The sequence below is a fragment of the Streptomyces sp. TAA486 genome (genome assembly GCF_000426165.1).
The window spans coordinates 24,691-44,353 of record NZ_AUEV01000017.1 but is presented as its reverse complement, the minus strand read 5'-3'; the positions used below and the strand labels follow the sequence as shown (position 1 = coordinate 44,353).

17 protein-coding genes and 1 pseudogene are annotated in these 19,663 nt (G+C 68.8%); 13 read left to right on the top strand and 5 right to left on the bottom strand.

The window, feature by feature from the left end; genetic code table 11:
- Position 1: 1 nt before the first annotated feature.
- From I004_RS0122690 to I004_RS35465, 3 genes are all read left to right on the top strand, one after another.
- Positions 2-1,282, top strand: a complete 1,281-nt coding sequence (locus I004_RS0122690; protein WP_028437393.1) for a sensor histidine kinase — start codon at positions 2-4, stop codon at positions 1,280-1,282.
- Between the two features lie 451 nt (positions 1,283-1,733).
- On the top strand, positions 1,734-2,033 hold the full coding sequence (locus I004_RS0122685) for a DUF4193 domain-containing protein (protein WP_016470291.1): 300 nt from the start codon (positions 1,734-1,736) through the stop codon (positions 2,031-2,033).
- Between the two features lie 19 nt (positions 2,034-2,052).
- Positions 2,053-2,865, top strand: coding sequence for a hypothetical protein (locus I004_RS35465; RefSeq protein WP_051345327.1), 813 nt, complete (start codon positions 2,053-2,055; stop codon positions 2,863-2,865).
- 82 nt (positions 2,866-2,947) lie between these two features.
- On the opposite strand, the gene I004_RS0122675 is transcribed toward I004_RS35465, so the two are convergent.
- Entirely contained in the window at positions 2,948-3,427 is a 480-nt protein-coding gene (locus I004_RS0122675; RefSeq protein ID WP_028437392.1) for a DUF3093 domain-containing protein, read from the bottom strand.
- A 161-nt stretch (positions 3,428-3,588) separates the two neighbouring features.
- Between I004_RS0122675 and I004_RS0122670 the strand changes: the two genes are divergently transcribed.
- From I004_RS0122670 to I004_RS35460, 5 genes are all read left to right on the top strand, one after another.
- On the top strand, positions 3,589-4,152 hold the full coding sequence (locus I004_RS0122670; protein WP_028437391.1) for a PaaI family thioesterase: 564 nt from the start codon (positions 3,589-3,591) through the stop codon (positions 4,150-4,152).
- Entirely contained in the window at positions 4,149-4,670 is a 522-nt protein-coding gene (dut, locus tag I004_RS0122665) for a dUTP diphosphatase (protein ID WP_028437390.1), read from the top strand. The genes I004_RS0122670 and dut overlap by 4 nt, the downstream gene beginning before the upstream one ends.
- A 1-nt stretch (position 4,671) precedes the next feature.
- Entirely contained in the window at positions 4,672-5,448 is a 777-nt protein-coding gene (locus I004_RS0122660) for a DUF3710 domain-containing protein (RefSeq protein WP_028437389.1), read from the top strand.
- Positions 5,449-5,653: 205 nt separating this feature from the next.
- A complete protein-coding gene (locus I004_RS0122655) occupies positions 5,654-6,064 on the top strand; it encodes an OB-fold nucleic acid binding domain-containing protein (RefSeq protein ID WP_028437388.1) in 411 nt (136 codons plus the stop codon).
- A gap of 3 nt (positions 6,065-6,067) precedes the next feature.
- On the top strand, positions 6,068-6,982 hold the full coding sequence (locus I004_RS35460; protein WP_078511656.1) for a DUF3159 domain-containing protein: 915 nt from the start codon (positions 6,068-6,070) through the stop codon (positions 6,980-6,982).
- Positions 6,983-7,044: 62 nt separating this feature from the next.
- Here the strand turns inward: I004_RS35460 and I004_RS0122645 are convergent, their stop codons facing one another.
- Both I004_RS0122645 and I004_RS0122640 read right to left on the bottom strand, forming a co-directional pair.
- A complete protein-coding gene (locus I004_RS0122645) occupies positions 7,045-7,713 on the bottom strand; it encodes a potassium channel family protein (protein ID WP_028437387.1) in 669 nt (222 codons plus the stop codon).
- 34 nt (positions 7,714-7,747) lie between these two features.
- Complete coding sequence (locus I004_RS0122640; RefSeq protein ID WP_028437386.1) at positions 7,748-8,416, bottom strand: potassium channel family protein; 669 nt, start codon at positions 8,414-8,416, stop codon at positions 7,748-7,750.
- A gap of 78 nt (positions 8,417-8,494) precedes the next feature.
- Here I004_RS0122640 and I004_RS0122635 point away from each other — a divergent pair, with 78 nt between their 5' ends.
- From I004_RS0122635 to I004_RS39595, 4 genes and pseudogenes are all read left to right on the top strand, one after another.
- Positions 8,495-10,582: an APC family permease gene (locus I004_RS0122635; RefSeq protein WP_028437385.1), complete on the top strand. Its 2,088-nt coding sequence runs from the start codon at positions 8,495-8,497 to the stop codon at positions 10,580-10,582.
- Between the two features lie 132 nt (positions 10,583-10,714).
- Positions 10,715-12,064 carry a class I SAM-dependent RNA methyltransferase gene (locus I004_RS0122630; protein WP_028437384.1) on the top strand — a complete coding sequence of 450 codons (1,350 nt, stop codon included), beginning with the start codon at positions 10,715-10,717 and terminating at the stop codon, positions 12,062-12,064.
- A 5-nt stretch (positions 12,065-12,069) separates the two neighbouring features.
- Positions 12,070-12,327: pseudogene (locus I004_RS0122625) on the top strand (chlorophyllase); the annotation flags it as partial.
- A gap of 1,038 nt (positions 12,328-13,365) precedes the next feature.
- Positions 13,366-14,622 carry a DUF6924 domain-containing protein gene (locus tag I004_RS39595; protein ID WP_051345326.1) on the top strand — a complete coding sequence of 419 codons (1,257 nt, stop codon included), beginning with the start codon at positions 13,366-13,368 and terminating at the stop codon, positions 14,620-14,622.
- Positions 14,623-15,415: 793 nt separating this feature from the next.
- Here the strand turns inward: I004_RS39595 and I004_RS39590 are convergent.
- On the bottom strand, positions 15,416-16,336 hold the full coding sequence (locus I004_RS39590; protein ID WP_158677073.1) for an RICIN domain-containing protein: 921 nt from the start codon (positions 16,334-16,336) through the stop codon (positions 15,416-15,418).
- 930 nt (positions 16,337-17,266) lie between these two features.
- Between I004_RS39590 and I004_RS35450 the strand changes: the two genes are divergently transcribed.
- A complete protein-coding gene (locus tag I004_RS35450) occupies positions 17,267-18,109 on the top strand; it encodes an MmyB family transcriptional regulator (RefSeq protein WP_051345325.1) in 843 nt (280 codons plus the stop codon).
- 1,091 nt (positions 18,110-19,200) lie between these two features.
- Here the strand turns inward: I004_RS35450 and I004_RS40450 are convergent.
- On the bottom strand, positions 19,201-19,617 hold the full coding sequence (locus I004_RS40450; RefSeq protein WP_028437381.1) for a hypothetical protein: 417 nt from the start codon (positions 19,615-19,617) through the stop codon (positions 19,201-19,203).
- Positions 19,618-19,663: the final 46 nt, after the last annotated feature.

Here is a 19,663-nt window from a genome sequence, read left to right as displayed (position 1 = left end):
GATGGCCGCCTCGACGACCCCCTCGGATCCGGCCGAGCCCCGGCAGCAGACCCCGGGCCCTGCCTCCGCGCCGCCCAAGCCCACCTGGGACCCGGGTGAGCCCTCGCGCCCGTACCCGTGGCTGCGTCCGACGATCCGGATACGGCTGACGCTGCTGTACGGAGGCATGTTCCTCATCGCGGGAATGGTGCTGCTCACGCTGATCTACCTGCTCGCTGCCGAGGCTCTGCACGAGGGCAGCAAGCTCCCCTTCCGCATCCTCAACGCCAATGCGCAGCTCACCTCCGACAGCTGCCCCGGCCTGACGGGCACGCTGCCCAGCGAGCAGTTCATGGAGCGGCTCGGCGCGTGCACGGACGCGCAGCGTGCCGTCGCCCTGGACGAGCTGCTTCAGCGTTCCCTGATGGCTCTGCTCGGCCTCGCGGTGGCCGCCTTCGCCTTCGGGTACGTGATGGCGGGGCGGGTCCTCTCACCGCTGGGCCGCATCACCCGCACCGCCCGCCAGGTCGCCAGCTCCGACCTGCACAAGCGGATCGAGCTGGAGGGCCCCGACGACGAGTTGAAGGAGCTCTCGGACACCTTCGACGACATGCTGGACAGGCTCGACCGCGCCTTCACCGCGCAGCAGCGCTTCGTCGCGAACGCCTCCCACGAGCTGCGCACCCCGCTCGCGATCAACCGCACGCTGCTGGAGGTCCAGCTGTCCGACCCCGAGGCCTCGCCGGAGCTCCAGCAGCTCGGCAAGACCCTGCTGGCCACCAACGAGCGCAGCGAACAGCTGGTGGAGGGCCTGTTGCTGCTGGCGCGCAGCGAGAACGAGATCGTCGACCGCAAGCCCGTCGATCTCTCCGAGGTCGCCGCCCGCGCCGTCGAGCAGGTGCGCGCCGAGGCGGAGAGCAAGGGCGTGGAGGTGAGAGGGGTGAGGCACCCCGTGTACGTACAGGGGAACGGCGTACTCCTCGAACGCGTCGCCCTGAACCTCGTCCAGAACGCGGTGCGCTACAACCAGCAGGAGGGCGGCTGGGTCTCCGTCGCCACCGAGGCCCTGCCCGGCCACGGGATGCTGCTCGTGGAGAACACGGGCCCCGCCGTCCCGGCCTACGAGGTCGACAACCTCTTCGAGCCCTTCCGGCGCCTGCGGAGCGACCGTACGGGCAGCGACAAGGGCGTGGGCCTCGGCCTGTCGATCGTGCGGTCCGTCGCGCGGGCGCACGGCGGCACGGTGACGGCGGAGCGGCGGGAGGAGGGCGGCCTTGCGCTGCGCGTCGTACTCCCTGTCTGAGACGCCGGCCGAGGGGTACTCCTGCCGGACGGGCAGCCTTCCGGCCTTATGGAGACCGGGGCGGAGCCCGGGAGGGTAACCCCGGAGGTTCGCTATATGCGGAATCTTGTCCCGCGACGCGCACCGGTCGTATCTGTGATCGATCACACACGCGATTCTCCTGGTCCCCACCCTGGGTGACCTCGTAAGGGAAGAATTACCGGAAAATCCAGGTTTCCGCAGGTGGGAATCGTGGGCAGTACCCGGGGTGCGTGCGCGCAGCGCGAGCAGGGGACCGTTTAAGGTCCTCCTCGGCAACTGACGCGATCACCTCTTCAGGGGCGCGGTTGGGTGTCGATTGAGTAACAGACCTTGATGTGAGGCAAAATCTCCGCCTCAGGTCGGGCACAACTCCGGCCTCTCACGCGTTACGTGCGCTGAGACACCATGAAACCCAGAGGGGGAGAGCGAAGTGGCTACGGATTACGACACTCCACGCAAGACCGATGACGATGTCAACGAAGACAGCATCGAAGAGCTGAAGGCCCGGCGTAACGACAAGTCGGCGTCCAACGTGGACGTGGACGAGTTCGAGCAGGCCGAGGGCCTGGAGCTGCCCGGCGCGGACCTCTCCAACGAGGAGCTGTCCGTACGGGTCCTGCCACGGCAGGCCGACGAGTTCACGTGCATGAGCTGCTTCCTCGTCCACCACCGGTCGCAGCTGGCCGCCGAGAAGAACGGCCAGCCGATCTGCCGCGACTGCGCGGCCTGAGTGGAGCGGGGCTGCCGTAGTGGCGGACGAAACGCGTGACGACGAGCGAGGAGCGCCTGACCAGCGAACCTCGCTCGTGCCCGTCCCCGCGAAGTCCCGTCAGCGGTCCCGTCTCCCGTGGCCGCGCAAGGGGGGCGGCGACACGGGAGGTGACGCGGACCAGCGCGGCAAGGTGCGGGCCTTCCTGGGGCTCGTCGCCGACCGTGTGATCGACGTCGCGCCCCGTATCCCGGTGCGCGATCTGGAGACTCTGCGAAAGCAGTTCCCCGGCCTGGGGCCGGAGGAGATCGCGGACAAGCTGGTCGCCGGAGCCGTACGCGGTTCGGCGACCGTCGGCGCCGGAGTCGGCGCCGCAGCCATGCTGCCGGTTCCGCCGGCGATGCCCGCCGAGCTGGCGGCCGAGATCGTCGGAGTCGCCTCCGTCGAGCTGAAGCTCATCGCCGAGCTGCACGAGGTCTACGGACACCGTCCGCCCGGCAACGTGAAGCAGCGGGCGGCCGCCTACCTCGGAGCGTGGACGTCCGAGCGCGGCATCGACGTCACCAGGCCCACCACGCTCAACGCCGCCCTCGGCGGCCAGATGAAGCGTGAGCTGAGGCAGCAGCTGCTCAAGCGCACCGTCCGCAACCTGCCGAACCTGACGCCCTTCATGGTCGGCGCGGCCGTGGGCGCCGTGATGAACAGCCGGGACACGAAGAAGATCGCCGGAAAGATCCGCGACGACCTGCGTGCCGCCGTGAACGGCTGGGAGGCGCTGCCGCCCGGCGACGACGACGGCCACGACGGCCTCGGACCGGCGGGCAGGGCCGCACTGCCGCCTTCCTCACGCTGAGCCTCTCCTCGCGGCAGCCGACGTCCTCACACACCGCACATCGCACCGCTGTTGCGGCCGGCCGCAGCCCCGCCCGGCATCCTCACTCAGCTGCGGTCTGCCGCGGGCCGGCGGGGGCCGCCGCGAGCGCGTCGGCCAGCCTCCGCGGCGTACGCGTCGAGAGATAGATGTACGGCGTCGGATCGGCCGGGTCCGTCACCTCCACACGCACCGCGGTCCTGATGTAGCTGCGCAGCAACATGTGTGCGCGCGGATCCGACTTGTGCGTGCGCCAGGCGAAGGCTTCCTCCTCGTCCAGCACATGTGCGGTTCCCAGCGCCGACAGCGGTACGCGTGCGTCGCCCGCCACCAGCGAATCCGCGACGACACGGATGCGCGCGGAGCCGTACGAACTGACCGCCACCGCCGCGAGGACGCCCGCCACGGCCAGCCCGCCGAGCATCGGCAGAACGCCCAGGGGAAGCATCGTCAGCGCGCCCCCGACGCCCACCAGAGCAGCGATGAGCCACCAGGAGCGGGGAGCCGTGAGGCGTTCGTCGTAAGGCCGTTCCTGAGCAACCATGCGCCCAGCCTGTCACGCGCGGGCCGGGCGCAGGACCGGGGATCCGCGTCCCTTCGTCGTCACCTGGAGGCAACTCGGCGGTAAGGTCTGCACACGTGAGTACAGCCCGACCGCGGAACACGCCCGAGACCTCGGGCAGGCACCATCCGCCGAAGACATCGCTGACGCCGCCGCCCGACGCCGGCGCAGCGGAACGACACCCCGACGCACCGACGCCCGGGGAGCTCCTCGGCTCCCACTACGGGCAGTGTTTCGGCTGCGGCGCCGACCAGGCGCACGGCCTTCACCTGGAGATCAGGGCGGGCGAAGGCGTCGACGTCACCGCCGAGTTCAGGGTGCGGCCCGTGCACCAGGGCGCTCCCGGCCTCGCGCACGGAGGCGTGCTGTCCACGGCCCTCGACGAGACGATGGGCTCTCTCTGCTGGCTCATGCACACGATCATGGTGACGGGGCGCCTGGAGACGGACTTCGTCCGCCCGGTCCCGGTCGACACCGTGCTTCATCTGAGCGCGACCGCGTCCGCGGTTCAGGGCCGGAAGGTCTTCACGAGGGCGACGGGCCGGATCGGCGGCCCCGACGGGCCCGTCGCAGTGCGCGCCGAGGCCCTCTTCATCAAGGTGCAGGTGGAGCACTTCACCGACCACGGGCGCGACGAGGAGATCAAGGCCGCCATGGCCGACCCCGACCAGGTCCGGCGGGCCCGGGCATTCGAGGTGAACCCGTGAGCCGTCAGCCCGTCGATGTCATGTTGCAGCGCCTGGATCCAGGCGTCCCCGTGCCCGCCTACGCCCACCCCGGCGACGCGGGCTGCGACCTGGTGACCACCGAAGCGGCGGAGCTGGCGCCCGGCGAGCGCGCCGTGCTGCCCACGGGGATCTCCATCGCTCTGCCGGAGGGCTACGCGGCGTTCGTGCACCCGCGCTCAGGGCTCGCAGCTCGCTGCGGGATCTCCTTGGTCAATGCACCCGGAACGGTCGACGCCGGGTACCGTGGAGAGATCAAGGTGATCGTGGCCAATCTTGATCCGCGCGAGACCGTGCGGTTCGAGCGTCTCGACCGCATTGCCCAACTCGTCGTCCAGCAAGTGGAGCAAGTGCGTTTCCACGAGGTGGCGGAGTTGCCGGGCTCGGCGCGGGCCGCGGGGGGATTCGGCTCCACAGGCGGTCACAGCCAGGCCGCCGCACATCAGAATGACTACGTTCCGGTCGGGGCCGACCGGCATTCCGACCTGAGAGGACAGTGACGTGTTCGGACGTCGTCGCAAGAAGAGCGAAGAGCCTGAGGGCACCTCGGACGACTTCGGCTCGCACGAGCAGGACGCCGCTCCGGATGATTCCCGCTCCGTCGACGCGGACGCGACGCGTGTGAAGCTTCCGCCGGCGCCGCGTCCCGACGGTCCCTGGGACGTGACCGAGGTCACCGACCCCGGCAACGGCCGGGTCAACCTCGGCGGTATGTACGTGCCGGGCGTGGAGGGCATGGAACTGCGTGTCGAGGTCGCCGGCGAGTCGATCGTCGCGGCCACGCTCGTCGTCCAGGACAGCGCCCTCCAGTTGCAGGCCTTCGCCGCGCCCAAGCGCGAGGGCCTGTGGGAAGAGGTACGCGAGGAGATCGCGACCGGCATCACCAAGCAGGGCGGTGTGATCGACGAGGTCGAGGGCCCGCTGGGCTGGGAACTGCGCGCCCAGGTCCCGGTGCAGCTCCCCGACGGTACGAACGGGGTGCAGGTCGTGCGCTTCGTCGGCGTCGACGGCCCGCGCTGGTTCCTGCGCGGCGTGATCTCCGGTCAGGGCGCGGTGCAGCCGCAGATGGGCGGGCTGCTGGAGCAGGTCTTCCAGGACACGGTGATCGTGCGCGGCGAGTCCCCGATGGCGCCCCGCGACCCGATCGTCCTCAAGCTGCCGGAGGACGCCCAGATGGTGCCGGACGGTGTCCAGCAGGAGACCGTCGAAGAAGGCTCGCGTTTCGCGGGCGGCCTCGACAAGCTGCAGCGCGGCCCCGAGATCACCGAGGTGCGCTGACCCGGAGATCCGCAGACGTACGACGAGCCGCCGCGTGTGCCCGCCCGGAGCGGGCCGTCGGCGGCTCGTCGCATGCGGGGCGGTCCGCCCGGCGCTGCTGCAGTGATCCGCCTGCCGCCTGCCGCCTGCCGCCTGGCCCGTGCGCCCTTGTCCCTTAGGCACATCGGCCGCCGTCACAGGGGCGTCTCACCGGTACGCTGGCACCATGAGTGGCGCCACCCGAGCAGACAAGGCAGAGCGGGGCGGAGGCGGGCGGTTCAAGCGCTTCCTGGAGCGGTTGTCCTCGTCGGAGGAGGAACTGCACTCGCAGGAGCTCCAGCAGGAGGCCGACAGCACCGGTTGCACCCGCATCGCTGCCTGCGGTGACCGTCAGATCGTGCGGGTGACAGGTACGCTGCGCACCGTCACCCTGCGCCCCCGGGCGGGGGTGCCGACGCTGGAGGCGGAGCTGTTCGACGGGTCCGCCGCTCTCGACGTGGTCTGGCTGGGCCGCCGTGCCATCGCGGGCATCGAACCCGGCCGCGGTCTCATCGCATGGGGGCGGATCTCGATGAACCACGGCCGACCGGTGATGTTCAACCCCAAGTACGAGTTGCGACCCCTCGGACAGGAGTAGTGGGTGACCCCCCTCGACAAGCCGACCGCTGACGGAGCCGGAGCACGGACCGGTACAGGCCCGGAATCCGGAACCGGGGCCGACGGAGAGGCGGTTGCCTCGCGCGCCGTCACGGAAGCCGCGCTCTTCGAAGCCTTCGGCGGAGTCCGCGGGCTGGTGGAGACGACCCTTCCCGGCCTGGTCTTCATCACGATCTACACGATCAACAAGGACATCCACTTCGCGGCGCTGACCGCCCTCGCGATCTCGGCCGTCCTCGGCGTGACACGGCTGATCCGCCGTGACACCGTCAAGCACGCCTTCAGCGGAGTCTTCGGCGTCGCCATCGGCGTGCTCTTCGCGATGATGACCGGCAACGCCAAGGACTTCTATCTGCCGGGCATGTTCTACACGCTCGGACTGGCGCTCGCGTACCTCATCACCGCGGCCGCCGGCGTGCCCCTGCTGGGTCTGGTGCTGGGGCCGGTCTTCAAGGAGAACCTCTCCTGGCGGAAGAGGAACCCGGGCCGCAAGAAGGCGTACACGAAGGCCAGTTACGCGTGGGGCCTCATCCTGCTCGGCAAGTGCGCCGTCCTCTTCCCGCTGTACCTGTGGGGCGACACCACGAGGTTCGGCTGGGTGACGGTGGCGCTGAAGATCCCGCCATTCCTTCTGGCCGTCTATCTGACGTGGATCTTCCTCGCCAAGGCGCCCGCCCCCATCAACGTCATCGCGGAGATGGAGGCGGAGGAGAAGGCCGAACAGGAGCGCGAGGAGCGGGAGAAGCAGGAGCAGGCCCAGCGCAGGACGCTCGACGCCATGGGCGGGGAGTTCGCCGACGAGGCCTCACGCGCTCTGCTCGCCGACTCGGAACGGCTTCGCGACGACCCGGGTACGGGCGGCCAGGCGCCCGGTCACAGCGGACGGCACCGCCGCTGACGGGCGCTCGCGGCGCGTCCGGTGTGCGGCGACCAGGCCCCTGAACTGTTCTCGGACGGGGCCTAACCGCCGCCGCGCACCGACAGCAGGTCCTCCAGCTGCTCCTCACGCGCCGGGGCGGCCACGAACAGCAGCTCGTCGCCCACCTCCAGCGCGTCATCGTTGTCCGGCACCAGCACCCGGTTGCCGCGGATGATGGTGACCAGAGCCGTGTCCTCGGGCCATGTCACGTCGCCCACCCGCGTCCCGGCCAGTGCGGCCTCGGGCGGCAGGGTCAGCTCGACCAGGTTCGCGTCGCCCTGCGAGAAGCGCAGCAGCCGCACCAGATCACCGACGCTGACGGCTTCCTCGACGAGGGCCGACATCAGCCGCGGCGTCGAGACGGCGACGTCGACGCCCCACGACTCGTTGAACAGCCATTCGTTCTTCGGGTTGTTGACGCGTGAGACGACCCTCGGAACGCCGTACTCCGTCTTGGCGAGCAGAGAGACCACCAGGTTGACCTTGTCGTCGCCCGTGGCCGCGATCACCACGTTGCAGCGTTCCAGCGCGGCCTCGTCGAGCGAGGTGATCTCGCAGGCGTCGGCCAGCAGCCACTCGGCCTGCGGCACGCGCTCCACCGAGATCGCTGTCGGCGCCTTGTCGATGAGCAGCACCTCGTGCCCGTTCTCCAGCAGCTCGCCCGCGATCGAGCGGCCCACTGCACCGGCGCCCGCAATAGCCACCCTCATCGGCCGAGTCCCCTGTTCGCTGTGCGTACGCCGGTCACGAGCGGCCCTCCTCGGGGCCTGTCGTGAACACGGCCTCCACCTCGTCGATCTGATCGCAGCGCATCATCACATGCACCAGATCGCCCTCCTGCAGAACCGTCTCCGAGGTCGGCAGCATCGCCTCGCCCACTCTGGTGAGGAAGGCGACCCGGACTCCTGCCTCCTCCTGGAGTCGGCTGACCCGGTGGCCCACCCAGTTCGAGGACGTGTGCACCTCTGCGAGCTGCACACCCCCGCTGGGGTCCCGCCAGAGGGGCTCCGCCCCGGAGGGCAGCAGCCGGCGCAGCATCTGGTCAGCCGTCCAGCGCACCGTGGCCACCGTGGGGATGCCGAGCCGCTGGTAGACCTCGGCCCGCTTCGGGTCGTAGATGCGTGCTGCCACATGCTCGATGCCGAACATCTCCCGTGCGACCCTTGCCGCGATGATGTTCGAGTTGTCACCGCTGCTGACCGCGGCGAACGCCCCCGCCTCCTCAATGCCGGCCTCGCGCAGGGTGTCCTGGTCGAAGCCGACGCCGGAGACCCTGCGTCCGCCGAAGCCCGAGCCCAGGCGGCGGAAAGCCGTCGGGTCCTGGTCCACGACCGCGACGGTGTGGCCCTGCTGCTCCAACGCCTGCGCGAGCTCAGCGCCAACCCGGCCGCAGCCCATGATCACAACATGCACGCCCGTCCCTCTCGTCACATACAGCGGGCCGTCTCAGGATCGCACGGCTGACCGCATACGATCCTCCCCGTGCCCAGGATGACCCATCTACCGAAGCGACTTCTGCTCGGGCGTGCGCTTCGCAGCGACCGGCTCGCGGAAACACTGCTGCCGAAGCGGATCGCGCTGCCCGTCTTCGCCTCCGACCCACTCTCGTCGGTGGCCTATGCACCGGGTGAGGTTCTCCTCGTCCTGTCCATCGCCGGGATCTCCGCGTACCACTTCAGCCCGTGGATCGCCCTGGCCGTGGTGGTGCTGCTGTTCACGGTCGTCGCCTCGTACCGGCAGAACGTCCGCGCGTACCCCTCCGGAGGCGGCGACTACGAGGTCGCCACCACGAACCTGGGCCGCCGGGCCGGCCTGACCGTCGCCAGCGCCCTGCTCGTCGACTACGTGCTGACCGTCGCCGTGTCGATCTCCTCCGGCGTGGAGAACCTCGGCTCGGCGGTGCCGTTCATCATCGAGAACAAGACCCTCGTCGCCGTCATCACCATCGTGCTGCTGACCCTGATGAACCTGCGCGGCGTACGGGAGTCGGGCAAGCTCTTCGCCATCCCCACCTACTGTTTCGTGGCGGGCGTCTTCGTGATGATCGGCTGGGGCGTCATACGCGGGGCCGTGCTGGGTGAGGAGATGCGCGCACCCACCGCCGACTTCGAGATCAGGACCGAACACACCGGCGGGCTCGCGGGGTTCGCCCTCGCCTTCCTGCTCCTGCGTGCCTTCTCCTCCGGTTGTGCGGCCCTCACAGGAGTCGAGGCCATCAGCAACGGCGTACCGGCCTTCCGCAAGCCCAAGTCCCGCAACGCGGCCAACACCCTCGCGATGATGGGGCTCATCGCGGCCGTGATGTTCTGCGGCATCATCGTCCTGGCGCTGGCCACCGACGTGAAGATGGCGGAGAACCCGGCCACGGACCTGCTCATCAACGGCCAGCCGGCGGGCTCCGGTTACGCCCAGAACCCGGTCATCTCACAGGTGGCGGCCGCGGTCTTCGGAAGCGGCACCCTGCCGTTCGTCTTCCTCGCCGCCGCGACGGCCCTCGTACTCTTCCTGGCCGCCAACACTGCGTACAACGGCTTTCCGCTGCTCGGTTCGATCCTCGCCCAGGACCGTTATCTGCCACGGCAGTTGCACACCCGCGGCGACCGCCTCGCCTTCTCCAACGGCATCGTGCTGCTGGCGGGCGCCGCAGCCATACTCGTCGTGATCTACGACGCCGACTCGACCCGCCTCATCCAGCTCTACATCGTCGGCGTCTTCGTCTCCTTCACGCTCAGCCAGACGGGCATGGTCCGGCACTGGAACCGGCTGCTCTCCCAGGAGTACGACCAGGCCGCGCGCCGGCGCATGCACCGCTCCCGCACCATCAACGCGTTCGGGGCCTTCTTCACCGGGCTCGTCCTCGTCGTGGTGCTGGTGACGAAGTTCTCGCACGGCGCCTGGGTCTCGCTGCTGGGCATGCTGCTCTTCTACGGCGTCATGACGGCGATCCGCCGCCACTACGACCTCGTCGCCGAGGAACTCGTCGCCGACGACCCGGACGAGAAGCGCGTACGCCCTTCCCGCGTGCACTCCATCGTGCTCGTCTCCAAGACCCACAAGCCGACGCTACGCGCGCTCGCGTACGCGAAGCTGATGCGCTCGGACTCGCTCGAGGCCCTCACCATCAGCGTGGACGCGCAGGAGACGGCACAGCTGCGCAGGGAGTGGGAGGAGACCGGGATCGACGTACCGCTGAAGATCCTCGACTCGCCCTACCGCGAGATCACGCGGCCCGTCATCGACTACGTCAAGCGGCTGCGCAAGGAGAATCCCCGGGACCTCGTCAGCGTCTACATCCCGGAGTACGTCGTCGGCCGCTGGTACGAGCAACTCCTCCACAACCAGAGCGCGTTGCGCCTGAAGGGCCGGCTGCTCTACACGCCCGGCGTCATGGTGACCTCGGTGCCCTGGCAGCTGGAGTCCTCCGAACTGGCGCGCAAGCGCCTCAGGAAGCGCGCGGAGTGGAGCGCGCCGGGCGCGGTGCGGCGGGGACCGGCGGCGCGACCGGGAGCGGGGCGCGCGGGCCGGAACAAGAACGGCGGGAACGCGAGCGGCGAGAAGCCGGGCGGGAACGGGAAGTAGACTGCACGGTCGGCCCCGGACCGGTTCCGTGCCGGCGCTCGCACCGCCGTCGAGCGGCTCCGCGCGGGCTGCCCGACCGCACACGATCCGTGGCCCGCAGCCGCGATTCCGTACCTCTGGAGTTCACCCGCCATGCCCGATGCCCCCGCAGACGCTCCCGCCCCCACGCTCGTCGGGGAGGAGTACGAGGTCGAGATCGGCCCCGTCGCACACGGCGGGCACTGCGTGGCCCGTACGGAGGCGGGGCGGGTGCTGTTCGTGAGGCACACGCTCCCCGGAGAGCGCGTCGTCGCACGCGTCACCGAGGGGCGGGAGGACTCGCGTTTCCTGCGCGCGGACGCCGTACAGGTGCTGGAGGCCGCGAAGGACCGCATCCCCGCTCCCTGCCCCTTCTCCGGGCCGGGGCGGTGCGGCGGCTGCGACTGGCAGCACGTGAAGCCGGGCGCGCAGCGGCGCCTGAAGGGTGAGGTGCTGACCGAACAGCTGTGGCGTCTCGCCCAGTTGACCCCGGACGACGTCTCCTGGAACGGCACCGTCGAACCGGCACCCGGGGACAAGGTGCCCGCCGGCGAGGTGCCGGGGTGGCGGACGCGTGTGCAGTTCGCGGTCGACGACGAGGGACACGTCGGGCTGCGCCGGCACCGCTCCCACGAGGTCGAGCCCGTCGACCACTGTCTGATCGCCTCTCCGGCCATCGAGGAGCTGGGCGTCGAGGGACGCGAGTGGCCGCAGATCGCGGGCATCGAGGCGACCGCCGCCACCGGTTCGCAGGACCGGCAGGTGGTGCTCACACCGAAGCCGGGCGGACGCCTTCCCATCGTCGAACTGGACCGGCCCGTCTCGGTGTTGAGGGTGGGGGAGCGCGGCAGCGACAAGGGCAACCTGCACCGTGTCCACGGCCGCGACTTCGTACGGGAGCGCGCCGACCACCGCACGTGGCGCATCGGCGCGGGCGGCTTCTGGCAGGTGCACCCGCAGGCGCCGGAGCTGCTGGTGGACGCGCTGATGCGCGGACTCACCCCGCGCAAGGGGGAGATGGCCATCGACCTGTACTGCGGTGTCGGGCTCTTCGCGGGCGCACTGGCGGACCGCATCGGCGAGAGCGGCGCCGTCCTCGGCATCGAGTCGTCCAAGCGCGCGGTGGAGGACGCCCGGCACAACCTGGCGGACTTCCCCCGGGTCCGGATCGAGCAGGGCAAGGTCGAGTCCGTGCTGCCCCGCACAGGGATCACGGAGGCAGACCTGGTCGTGCTGGACCCGCCGCGCGCGGGCGCGGGCAAGCAGACCGTGCGCCACATCGCCGGCCTCGGGCCACGCCGCATCGGCTACGTGGCGTGCGATCCGGCGGCGCTGGCAAGGGACTTGGGCTACTTCAAGGAAGCCGGCTACGTGCCGCGCTTCCTGCGCGCCTTCGACCTCTTCCCGATGACGCACCACCTGGAATGCGTGGCGATCCTGGAGCCGGCCGCGAAGGCTTCCTGAACTGCCACGCGGACCCCTACACCCTCGCCCCCGGCCCGAAGACCTTGCTCACGCTGTTCGACGCGGAGCACGGACTCGGCGGGGTATCCGGATACGACGCTGCCGAGACCACGGACGAGAACCCCGAGCGAGTCGCCGCCCTCGCGCGGCTCGCCGCGGCTTACCTTCGCACCCAGCTCCACCCCGGCGACAACGCCTGGCAGGCCGCGCGCGAGGCGCTTACGACCGACCCCGCCCCGGTCGGACGAATCAAGTCCAAGTAGGTCGGCCCGGGAACTCGTTCTCCATCGGCCGGTCCGCGTTCCACCTGGGCGGCGTGTGATCGCCGCGTAGCGCCACCCGTACGCCCAAGGACGGCCCCGGCCGGCACCTCAGCGAACCGGTCCGTCGGTCGCGGAGAAGGGACACCTTCGGAGTTTCACTCCGGCCTGGTACGCGTCCGTTAGGAAGCTGATATCGACTTGCAATCGATCCGCGAGCCATACTGCTGGCATGTCACACCGCGATCTGGTTCAGGTCGCCGACCTGATGATCACGCTCGACGAGCCGGAGACGCGGAACCCGAACCGATGGACCGTCGCCAACTTGCCCTGCTTCATCTGAAGTGGACGAGGACGCGCCCCGTTGGATGCGTCCGTCTCGATGTTCTTCAGGAATCTCTTCGTGTGCCGCTGGTTCAGGAAAGCAGCCAGCACGTGACGCTTGAGTTGGCCGCAGCCCTTTACGGGGATGATCGTGGCTGTGAACTCTCCTGAGTTGTCAGGAACGGAGATTCGGCCGTTGAGGCCCGCGTTTTTTCCGGGGCCCCTCCATATTAATCCCTCACAGGGCGCTTGCGGGTTGAATTGAATTTGTGAATCCTTGGTTCCGTCCTGGACTGCCCTGGACGGGATCGCGGAGCGGCTGCCCGACTCGGCTGAGTTCGCTGGCGGGAGGCGTGCAAGGCTTTATGCGGCCCGCGATCCGGTAGCGCATTGCGGACGATCCGATGGAATTATTCGCCGGGTGGCCGCGCCTGCTGTGGGGAGGGAGAGTGGGAAGGCCATCATAGGAATTTCCGCAGAGACCCGTCGAATTGTGAGGCCCCTGGCCGATCCAGAAGTAGCGATGCGGATCCGGATACCCCCGCAGGGGTCCGTCGTTGCTCCGCCGGCGCCCTTTTCCCCCCGGAAGGGCGCTTCGGTGGTTTCTGGGGCGGTCTCCGACTCAGCGAGACCTGAGCTGCTCCCCGTCGGGAGGCGGGGAGCGGACCGCAGACCCTGACCTAATGCCCAACCATCCGGAACACAAGGACGACCGCTGTGAAGATTCGCGAGCTTGCCGAAGTCCAACTACACGCCCTGGAGTCGGTCGGGGAGGAGTGGCGCGCCCACGGCCTCGCGACCGGCCCAGCCGACCGTGCCGAGGCCGAGGCAGGTGTCGCCGATGCCTACCGTGCGGCGGGCCTGGAGCCTCCGGCGACATTCGTCTGGCTCGACTCGCCCCTGGCCGGAGCCGTGGGGGCCTGGATTCTGTCGGGTGAGAAGCCTCATCCTCGCGTCCCAGGCCGGACGTGGGCCCAGGTCGAGGATCAGGTACGGGCCCAAATTCCCGGCGGGACCGGGGCCGACCTCAGGGAGCAGGCCGGGGCTCAGGTACACGACCGGCTATGGACAGAGATCCTGGGCCAGGTCCTGGACCGGGTCAGGACCCAGGTCGAGGACGAAGTCCGGGCTCAGGTCCAGGACCGGCTCTCCGCGTGTGAGATCTGGCATCTGGTGGGGGATCAGGTACGGGCTCAGATCGGGGACCATCTCGGGCCCGGATTCCCCGTTTCCGTCGTCGGCCAGCACGACGCCGAATGGCTTGCGGGCTACGACTACTTCCGTTCGCACTGCTCCGTCGCGGAAGCTGGCCGGCTCGCCGGCATCATGCGGGTCGCGCGGTCGGCTGGGCGGTGGTGGCCCTTCGAGAACGCTGTCATCCTCACCGAGCGCCCCACGCTGCTGCACCGCGACGGGCAGGCCCGGCTCCACTGCGAGACCGGCCCCGCCCTCGCCTATCCAGACGGATTTGCCGTGTGGGCGTGGCACGGCGTGCGCCTCCCCCCGGAGCCGGTCAGGACGCGCCCCGTCATCGACCGCACGGATCGCTATTTCGAGGGCGAGGCCCTCGTCGTGCGCACGGACTTCTCGGACGACGAAGAGTGGCGGGCGGTCGTCGAACTGCTCCATCAGCCCGACGAGGAGAGGGAAGTGCGCACCCACGTGGTCGATGACCGGGCATTCGCCGAGGCGCGCCCGGATGAGGTGGTGCTGTCGACCATCGCCGGCGACCCGGGGCTCGAAGTCGTGTTCATGGCCGACGCCGCCACGATGAAGGGGGAGCACGCCCTGCTCGCGGTCTCGACCAGGAGGCAGGATCTGTGCGAAGAGGAGGACCAGGAATTGGATCGCGAGTTCCGGCTGCTGCCGCCGACGGTTAATCGGGTGCACGTGAACCTGGCCATCGGGCACATGGACTTCTGGGAATTCGCATATGATGCGCTGATTTCTCCGGACCACATCATGCGATTGTGATTGTGACGGGCAGGACGCTTCTGGCGACGCCGGTCGCCGAGGACCGTCGGCCGGTGCGCTCAACGCGACGGAAGTCGCGGCAGCCGCTGCACGGGATCAGCAATGTGCCGCGGTGGCAGCGCGGTTGGAACGGGTGGGGTGCTGGGTCGGGCGCCGAGAGGCGGGCTCGGGGGCGCGCGGCTCGCGGTGCGAGACGCTGCCGGAGCGTGAGGTGCTCATGGCCCTTCCTCATGCGGGTTCAGGACGAGTCGCAGTGCGTGGTGGCCCGGCACGGCCGCGCCACCACCGGCTGGAAGGGGAGCGGCTCTGGATATGTACGCACCCGAATCGGTCGGCACGATGGGCGGGTTGACACGGGTACATGTGCGGCCACCCGCTCGGATGCCGGCGCCCCCTGGGCACGTCCGCCCGTGCCGCTCGTACGGCGTGCGCAGCTCATACGGCCCGTACGGCTGGCCGGGGAGCGCCGGGGCCACCCGGCGCGGGAACGGCGCGTGACTAGAAGCTAGGCCCCGTCAGAGCCCCGGCACCATGAACAGATGTCACAGCGTGCGAGCCCGGTCTCGTACAAATACACAACCTCGGGAATCGCGTCGGATGGATGTATGACGGGCGCGGTAAGGCCGCGATTTTTCCCCCGTTCCGAACGGCCCCCCGCTGCCCGCGGCGCGCCACCCCGGGCTCCAGCGACCGGGTTCTGCACGACGTACGAAGACGCCGAGGGCAGAGAGCGGCGTGGTGCGCGTCGTGCCGACGTCGATCAGCGTCGCGACGACCTCGGCCGCCGGGAATGCTATCCCTGGGCGAACAGCCAGCGGTTATTCTGCCCGACGGCGCAGCTCCCGACGTGGAGCGGCAGTCCCACTTTGTCTGGTGTTTTCACCTTGCCTATCTGGAGGCAGGCCGAATGGCTCGCATAGTTGCGGATGAGCTGCTTTCCGTCCTTCGTCGGGTCAATCCACCACAGCTGGTTACCTGGGCCGCCACAGTAACCTTGCTGCACTACGGCTTTGCTGGATACCGACTTCTTTCCGGGCAGATCCAAGCATGCTCCGGAATGGGCATTGCGAATGGTGATGAGGTCGTGCCCCCCGCGGGTCTTGACCACGCTCATGTTCCACAACTGATACGAGTCGCCGGACTTGTGGCATGAGAACTGCTCGACCGCGTTGATCGTCTTGTATTTATTATGGAGAGGGGCGGCGCACCTCCTGGTGGCCGCATTCTGCATCAGAATATGGGAGAGGTCCTGGTGTGCGGCTTTGGCGGACTTCGGAGAGGCCTTCTTGGGCTGGCCGCTCTTCGACGGGTCCGGCAGCAGCGACGTGACCGACCCCTTGGCCGCCGTCCCGCCTGCCTTCTTCCCTCCTCGCCCTCCGTCCTCGGACGAAGGTGAGTCGTCTTGGCCGCCCGTGGAGTGCGACTTGTCGTCGCCTCCGGACGTCGAGGATGACCCACTGCGGCTCGCCGATGGTGAACGCGAGGGCTTCTTCGAAGAATCTGCGACGTTCTTGGAGTGGCCACTGTCGTGGTAACTCCGCCACGCGCCCAATCCCAGTGCGCCTCCCGCGACCAGAGCGAGGACGGCTATCGCGCCTGCGATCTTGACTGCTGTACGGGATTGCTCACCGGGTTGACGTGATGTCGTGGTCAAGGCGTCGACAATTCGGGCTCGGAAGCGCCGTTTCACGTTCTCCTGTTGCGAGTCACTCAACGCTGCATCCTCTCGTGCGTCCCTTTCGCATTCGACTTCGAGTCGAACGCCTTCGGTCGGCCCGCGGACAGCGCCGTCTGCCGCCTCGCCCCCGAGCACAAACTCCTCACGGAAGTAAACCAGAGCAGGACCTTTGTGCGGGAGAGGGTCCGCTGAACGAACATTTAAATCCGGAATGTCACGGCGGTTCCCGGAAAAACCAATCTGCAACGCACCCAATTCGCCAAGGCCGGAGCTTCGTCATTGCCGGCGGGACCATTCCAGGAGGTTAGTTAGGCATCCCGGGCTCACAGGGCCGGGAGCAGGGGGGCAGGGCGTTGACATGGCCGGCCTCCGCGGTGCCGAGGGCCAGTCGCACGGCTCCTGTGATCACCTCTTGGTCGGGAACAGGCAGGGCCCGGAGGCGGGGAACCCGCGGGGTGAGTCCCCGGCCAGCCGTTGCCGCAGCGCCGGGACGAGTACGTCTCCCACCGCCGCGATGGCCCTGAGAACACCACGAGTTCGGGGTCGAGCAACCTGGTGGGCGTGCCGATCGCGTACGCGGACCGATGGCCAACTCCTGCTGCTTCGCCGGGCGCTCAATGTCACATGACTGCCACTGCGCCGGGGTCCACCTTGACAGGTCCGTGCCTGATTGCAAGTCTGACGCAGAGCTTTCGAAGACTCTTTAATTAAAAGAGAGACAGGGCGTCAGAGGTTGGTGTGCAGAAGGAGCACACCAACCTGACCGGCACGGACGCCGTGCCGGGAGCATGTCCGGACCCCGACGACGCACCCGTGCGCCTCACATCGCGCCCTGCGTATGCGAATGGGCACCTGTTCCGTCGACCGGGGCACCCCCGCGCCTGGCGCGCCATCTGTCTGGCTGTTCGTCCCCGACGGGACACGCTGTGCACGACTGCGTCTCGACCATGAATCGAGGATCACGAGGTGGATTTCGACGAGCTGGGACACTTCCTGCGGGTACGCAGGGAGGCGTTGAGGCCGATCGACGCCGGACTCCCACCGGGTGGCCGCCGCAGGACCCCGGGGCTCCGCCGAGCCGAAGTCGCTTTGCTGGCAAACCTGTCGGTCGACTACTACGAGCGTCTGGAACAGGGGCGCTCCGGCTGCCCCTCGCAGACGCTCCTGGCCAACTTGGCCCGCGCCTTGATGCTCACCAGCGATGAAAGGGCGTATCTCTTCAATCTGGCCGGCTACCCGCCGGCGGACGAGTCCGGAGTCAACCGCCGCGTCGATTCGGGCACGCTCTTCCTGCTCGAATCGATCACCGCAATCCCCGCGACTGTGGCCGACGGCCTGACCTACGTGCTCGCGCAGAACGCGCTCTCCGTCGCGGTCACGGGGGCGTGGGCTGAGAGGCGGGGGCGTCAGGCCAACTTGGCCTGGCGGTGGTTCACGGAGCCGGAGTCGCGGAGCGAAATCTTCTTCAACGATGAAGAGGAGGCAGGGCGTGAATTCGTCGCCAGCATCCGTGCCACCTGGGCGGCTCGCGGTCGTGACTCTACGTCGACCGAGCTCATCGCGGACCTCAAGGCCGCCAGCAGCGAATTCACGCAGCTCTGGGAGGAGATGTGCGTCGGGCGGTTCGGCTCGACGAGCAAGACACTCGCCCATCCTGACCTGGGGCGGCTCGACATCTGCCGCGAAACTGTGGCGATCACCACGGCCGGGCATTTTCTGGCTCTGTTCAGGCCGGGGACCGATGAGACGGCTGAACGCTTCGGGTCGATCACGGACAGGAGAGGAATCTTGGAGCCCGTGAGCACGTGAGTTTATGACCGTGTGACGGGTGCTCAACGCCTCGCGTGAGACGGCGAATCGGGTCCCGGGGGCGCGCCGTCTTCTGGCCGTGGCAGGCGCCCGGCGTACCTGCCACTCGCCCCAGGCCGGTGATCGGCCACCTGACCGGGACTTCCCGGGCCTGGTATCTCCGACCGTACACGGGCGGACAGCGCGGCTGAGCAGCCTCACGACGCCGGTCGGCTGAGCAGCGACAACGAGCCTGCCGTCCCCGCGGGAACCGCGGAGCCCGGCACTCGGAGGGAGACCGATCCCCGTTTCCCCTTCACGTACCTGGGCGCATCCTGGCGTTTTGTACGTCCGGCCCGCCGCACGTGGACGCTGTCGGGCCGCACAACCAGCGCGACGGCCCCCATGGCGGCGACCGCTTCACCGAGCCTCGCCGAACGGAGCCCTATGCGGGGGCGTGTGCCAGGGATGGCGTGGGCGTCCAGCTCCCGCTCAATGGGTTCCATCACGGCCTGACCCACCTCGGCGAGTTCGCCGCCGACCACGATCGCGTCAGTGCACCGTGCTGGTGCAGCAGCCGCAACACCAGTTCCTCGTTCTTCTTTTGAGCTTGCCGCAGCCAACTTTCCTGGTCTTGCGGGGCCCGTGAGTCGGATTGAGGGTGTTCGTCGAGGGTCTGTTCGTTCACGGAGGGTCTCCGACGGTGCTCGCTCTACGCGGTTATGTGCGGACTGCGGATTACTCGACGCAGGGAGTAAGGCGTGTTGCCTTTCCGTTCCCCGTGGCGTGCGGGCGGCTCACTTGCGCAACCGTGAGCCGGAGCCCTGTGGTTGCTCAGGACCCTACTGCCGTAACGAGAGGGGATTGCGTTCTCAGCGTCGCCCTGACGAACCGGGTATCGGGAGAACGCCTTGCATGGATGCGGCCCGCGCGCCGCCGCTGGGAAGGAGCGCCGTGGAAGAGAACAGTCACCGGCCGACTGCGCGGACGCCGTGGGGTCGACGCCGAACAGCATGCCGGGGCCGTACTTGTCGTCGACGCGAAGGTAGCGGGTGTACCCGCGGTCCATGCCTTCCCGTTGCGCGTACTCATCCGTTCACGGGATGACTTCTTCACGTCAGTTCGAAAACCTCGTGCCCCATTGATTTGTCGTTGCGGTTGAGCCCGGTCAGCTCCATCCCGCGGTCGGCGAAGACCGCCAGGTACCTCTTGCCCGCGGTGGCCGAGGACAGCAGCAGGTCGACCGACAGTGCGGTGCCGGGATGAAGCCGCCGGTGTTGACCTCGACGGAGGTCAGTTCCGGCGGGCGGGCCCGTCACGGCCGCGCCGACGTCGCGCGAGGACTCGACGACCGCCTGGATGATCTTCATGGTCCTCAGTGCGCCGGCGGACGTGGTGCACGCGGGCAGCGGATCCGGGACACCCGCGGCCTGGTCGAGGAAGGCCCGGGCCTGGAACGTGGCGATGATGAGCGCGGCGAAGATCAGGAACGTTGCCCCGCCGACTGCGGCGATCAGCGGTGGGAACACCAGCGTGGCGACGAAGTTGGCCGCTCGCCTGGTGCAGTCGCCAATC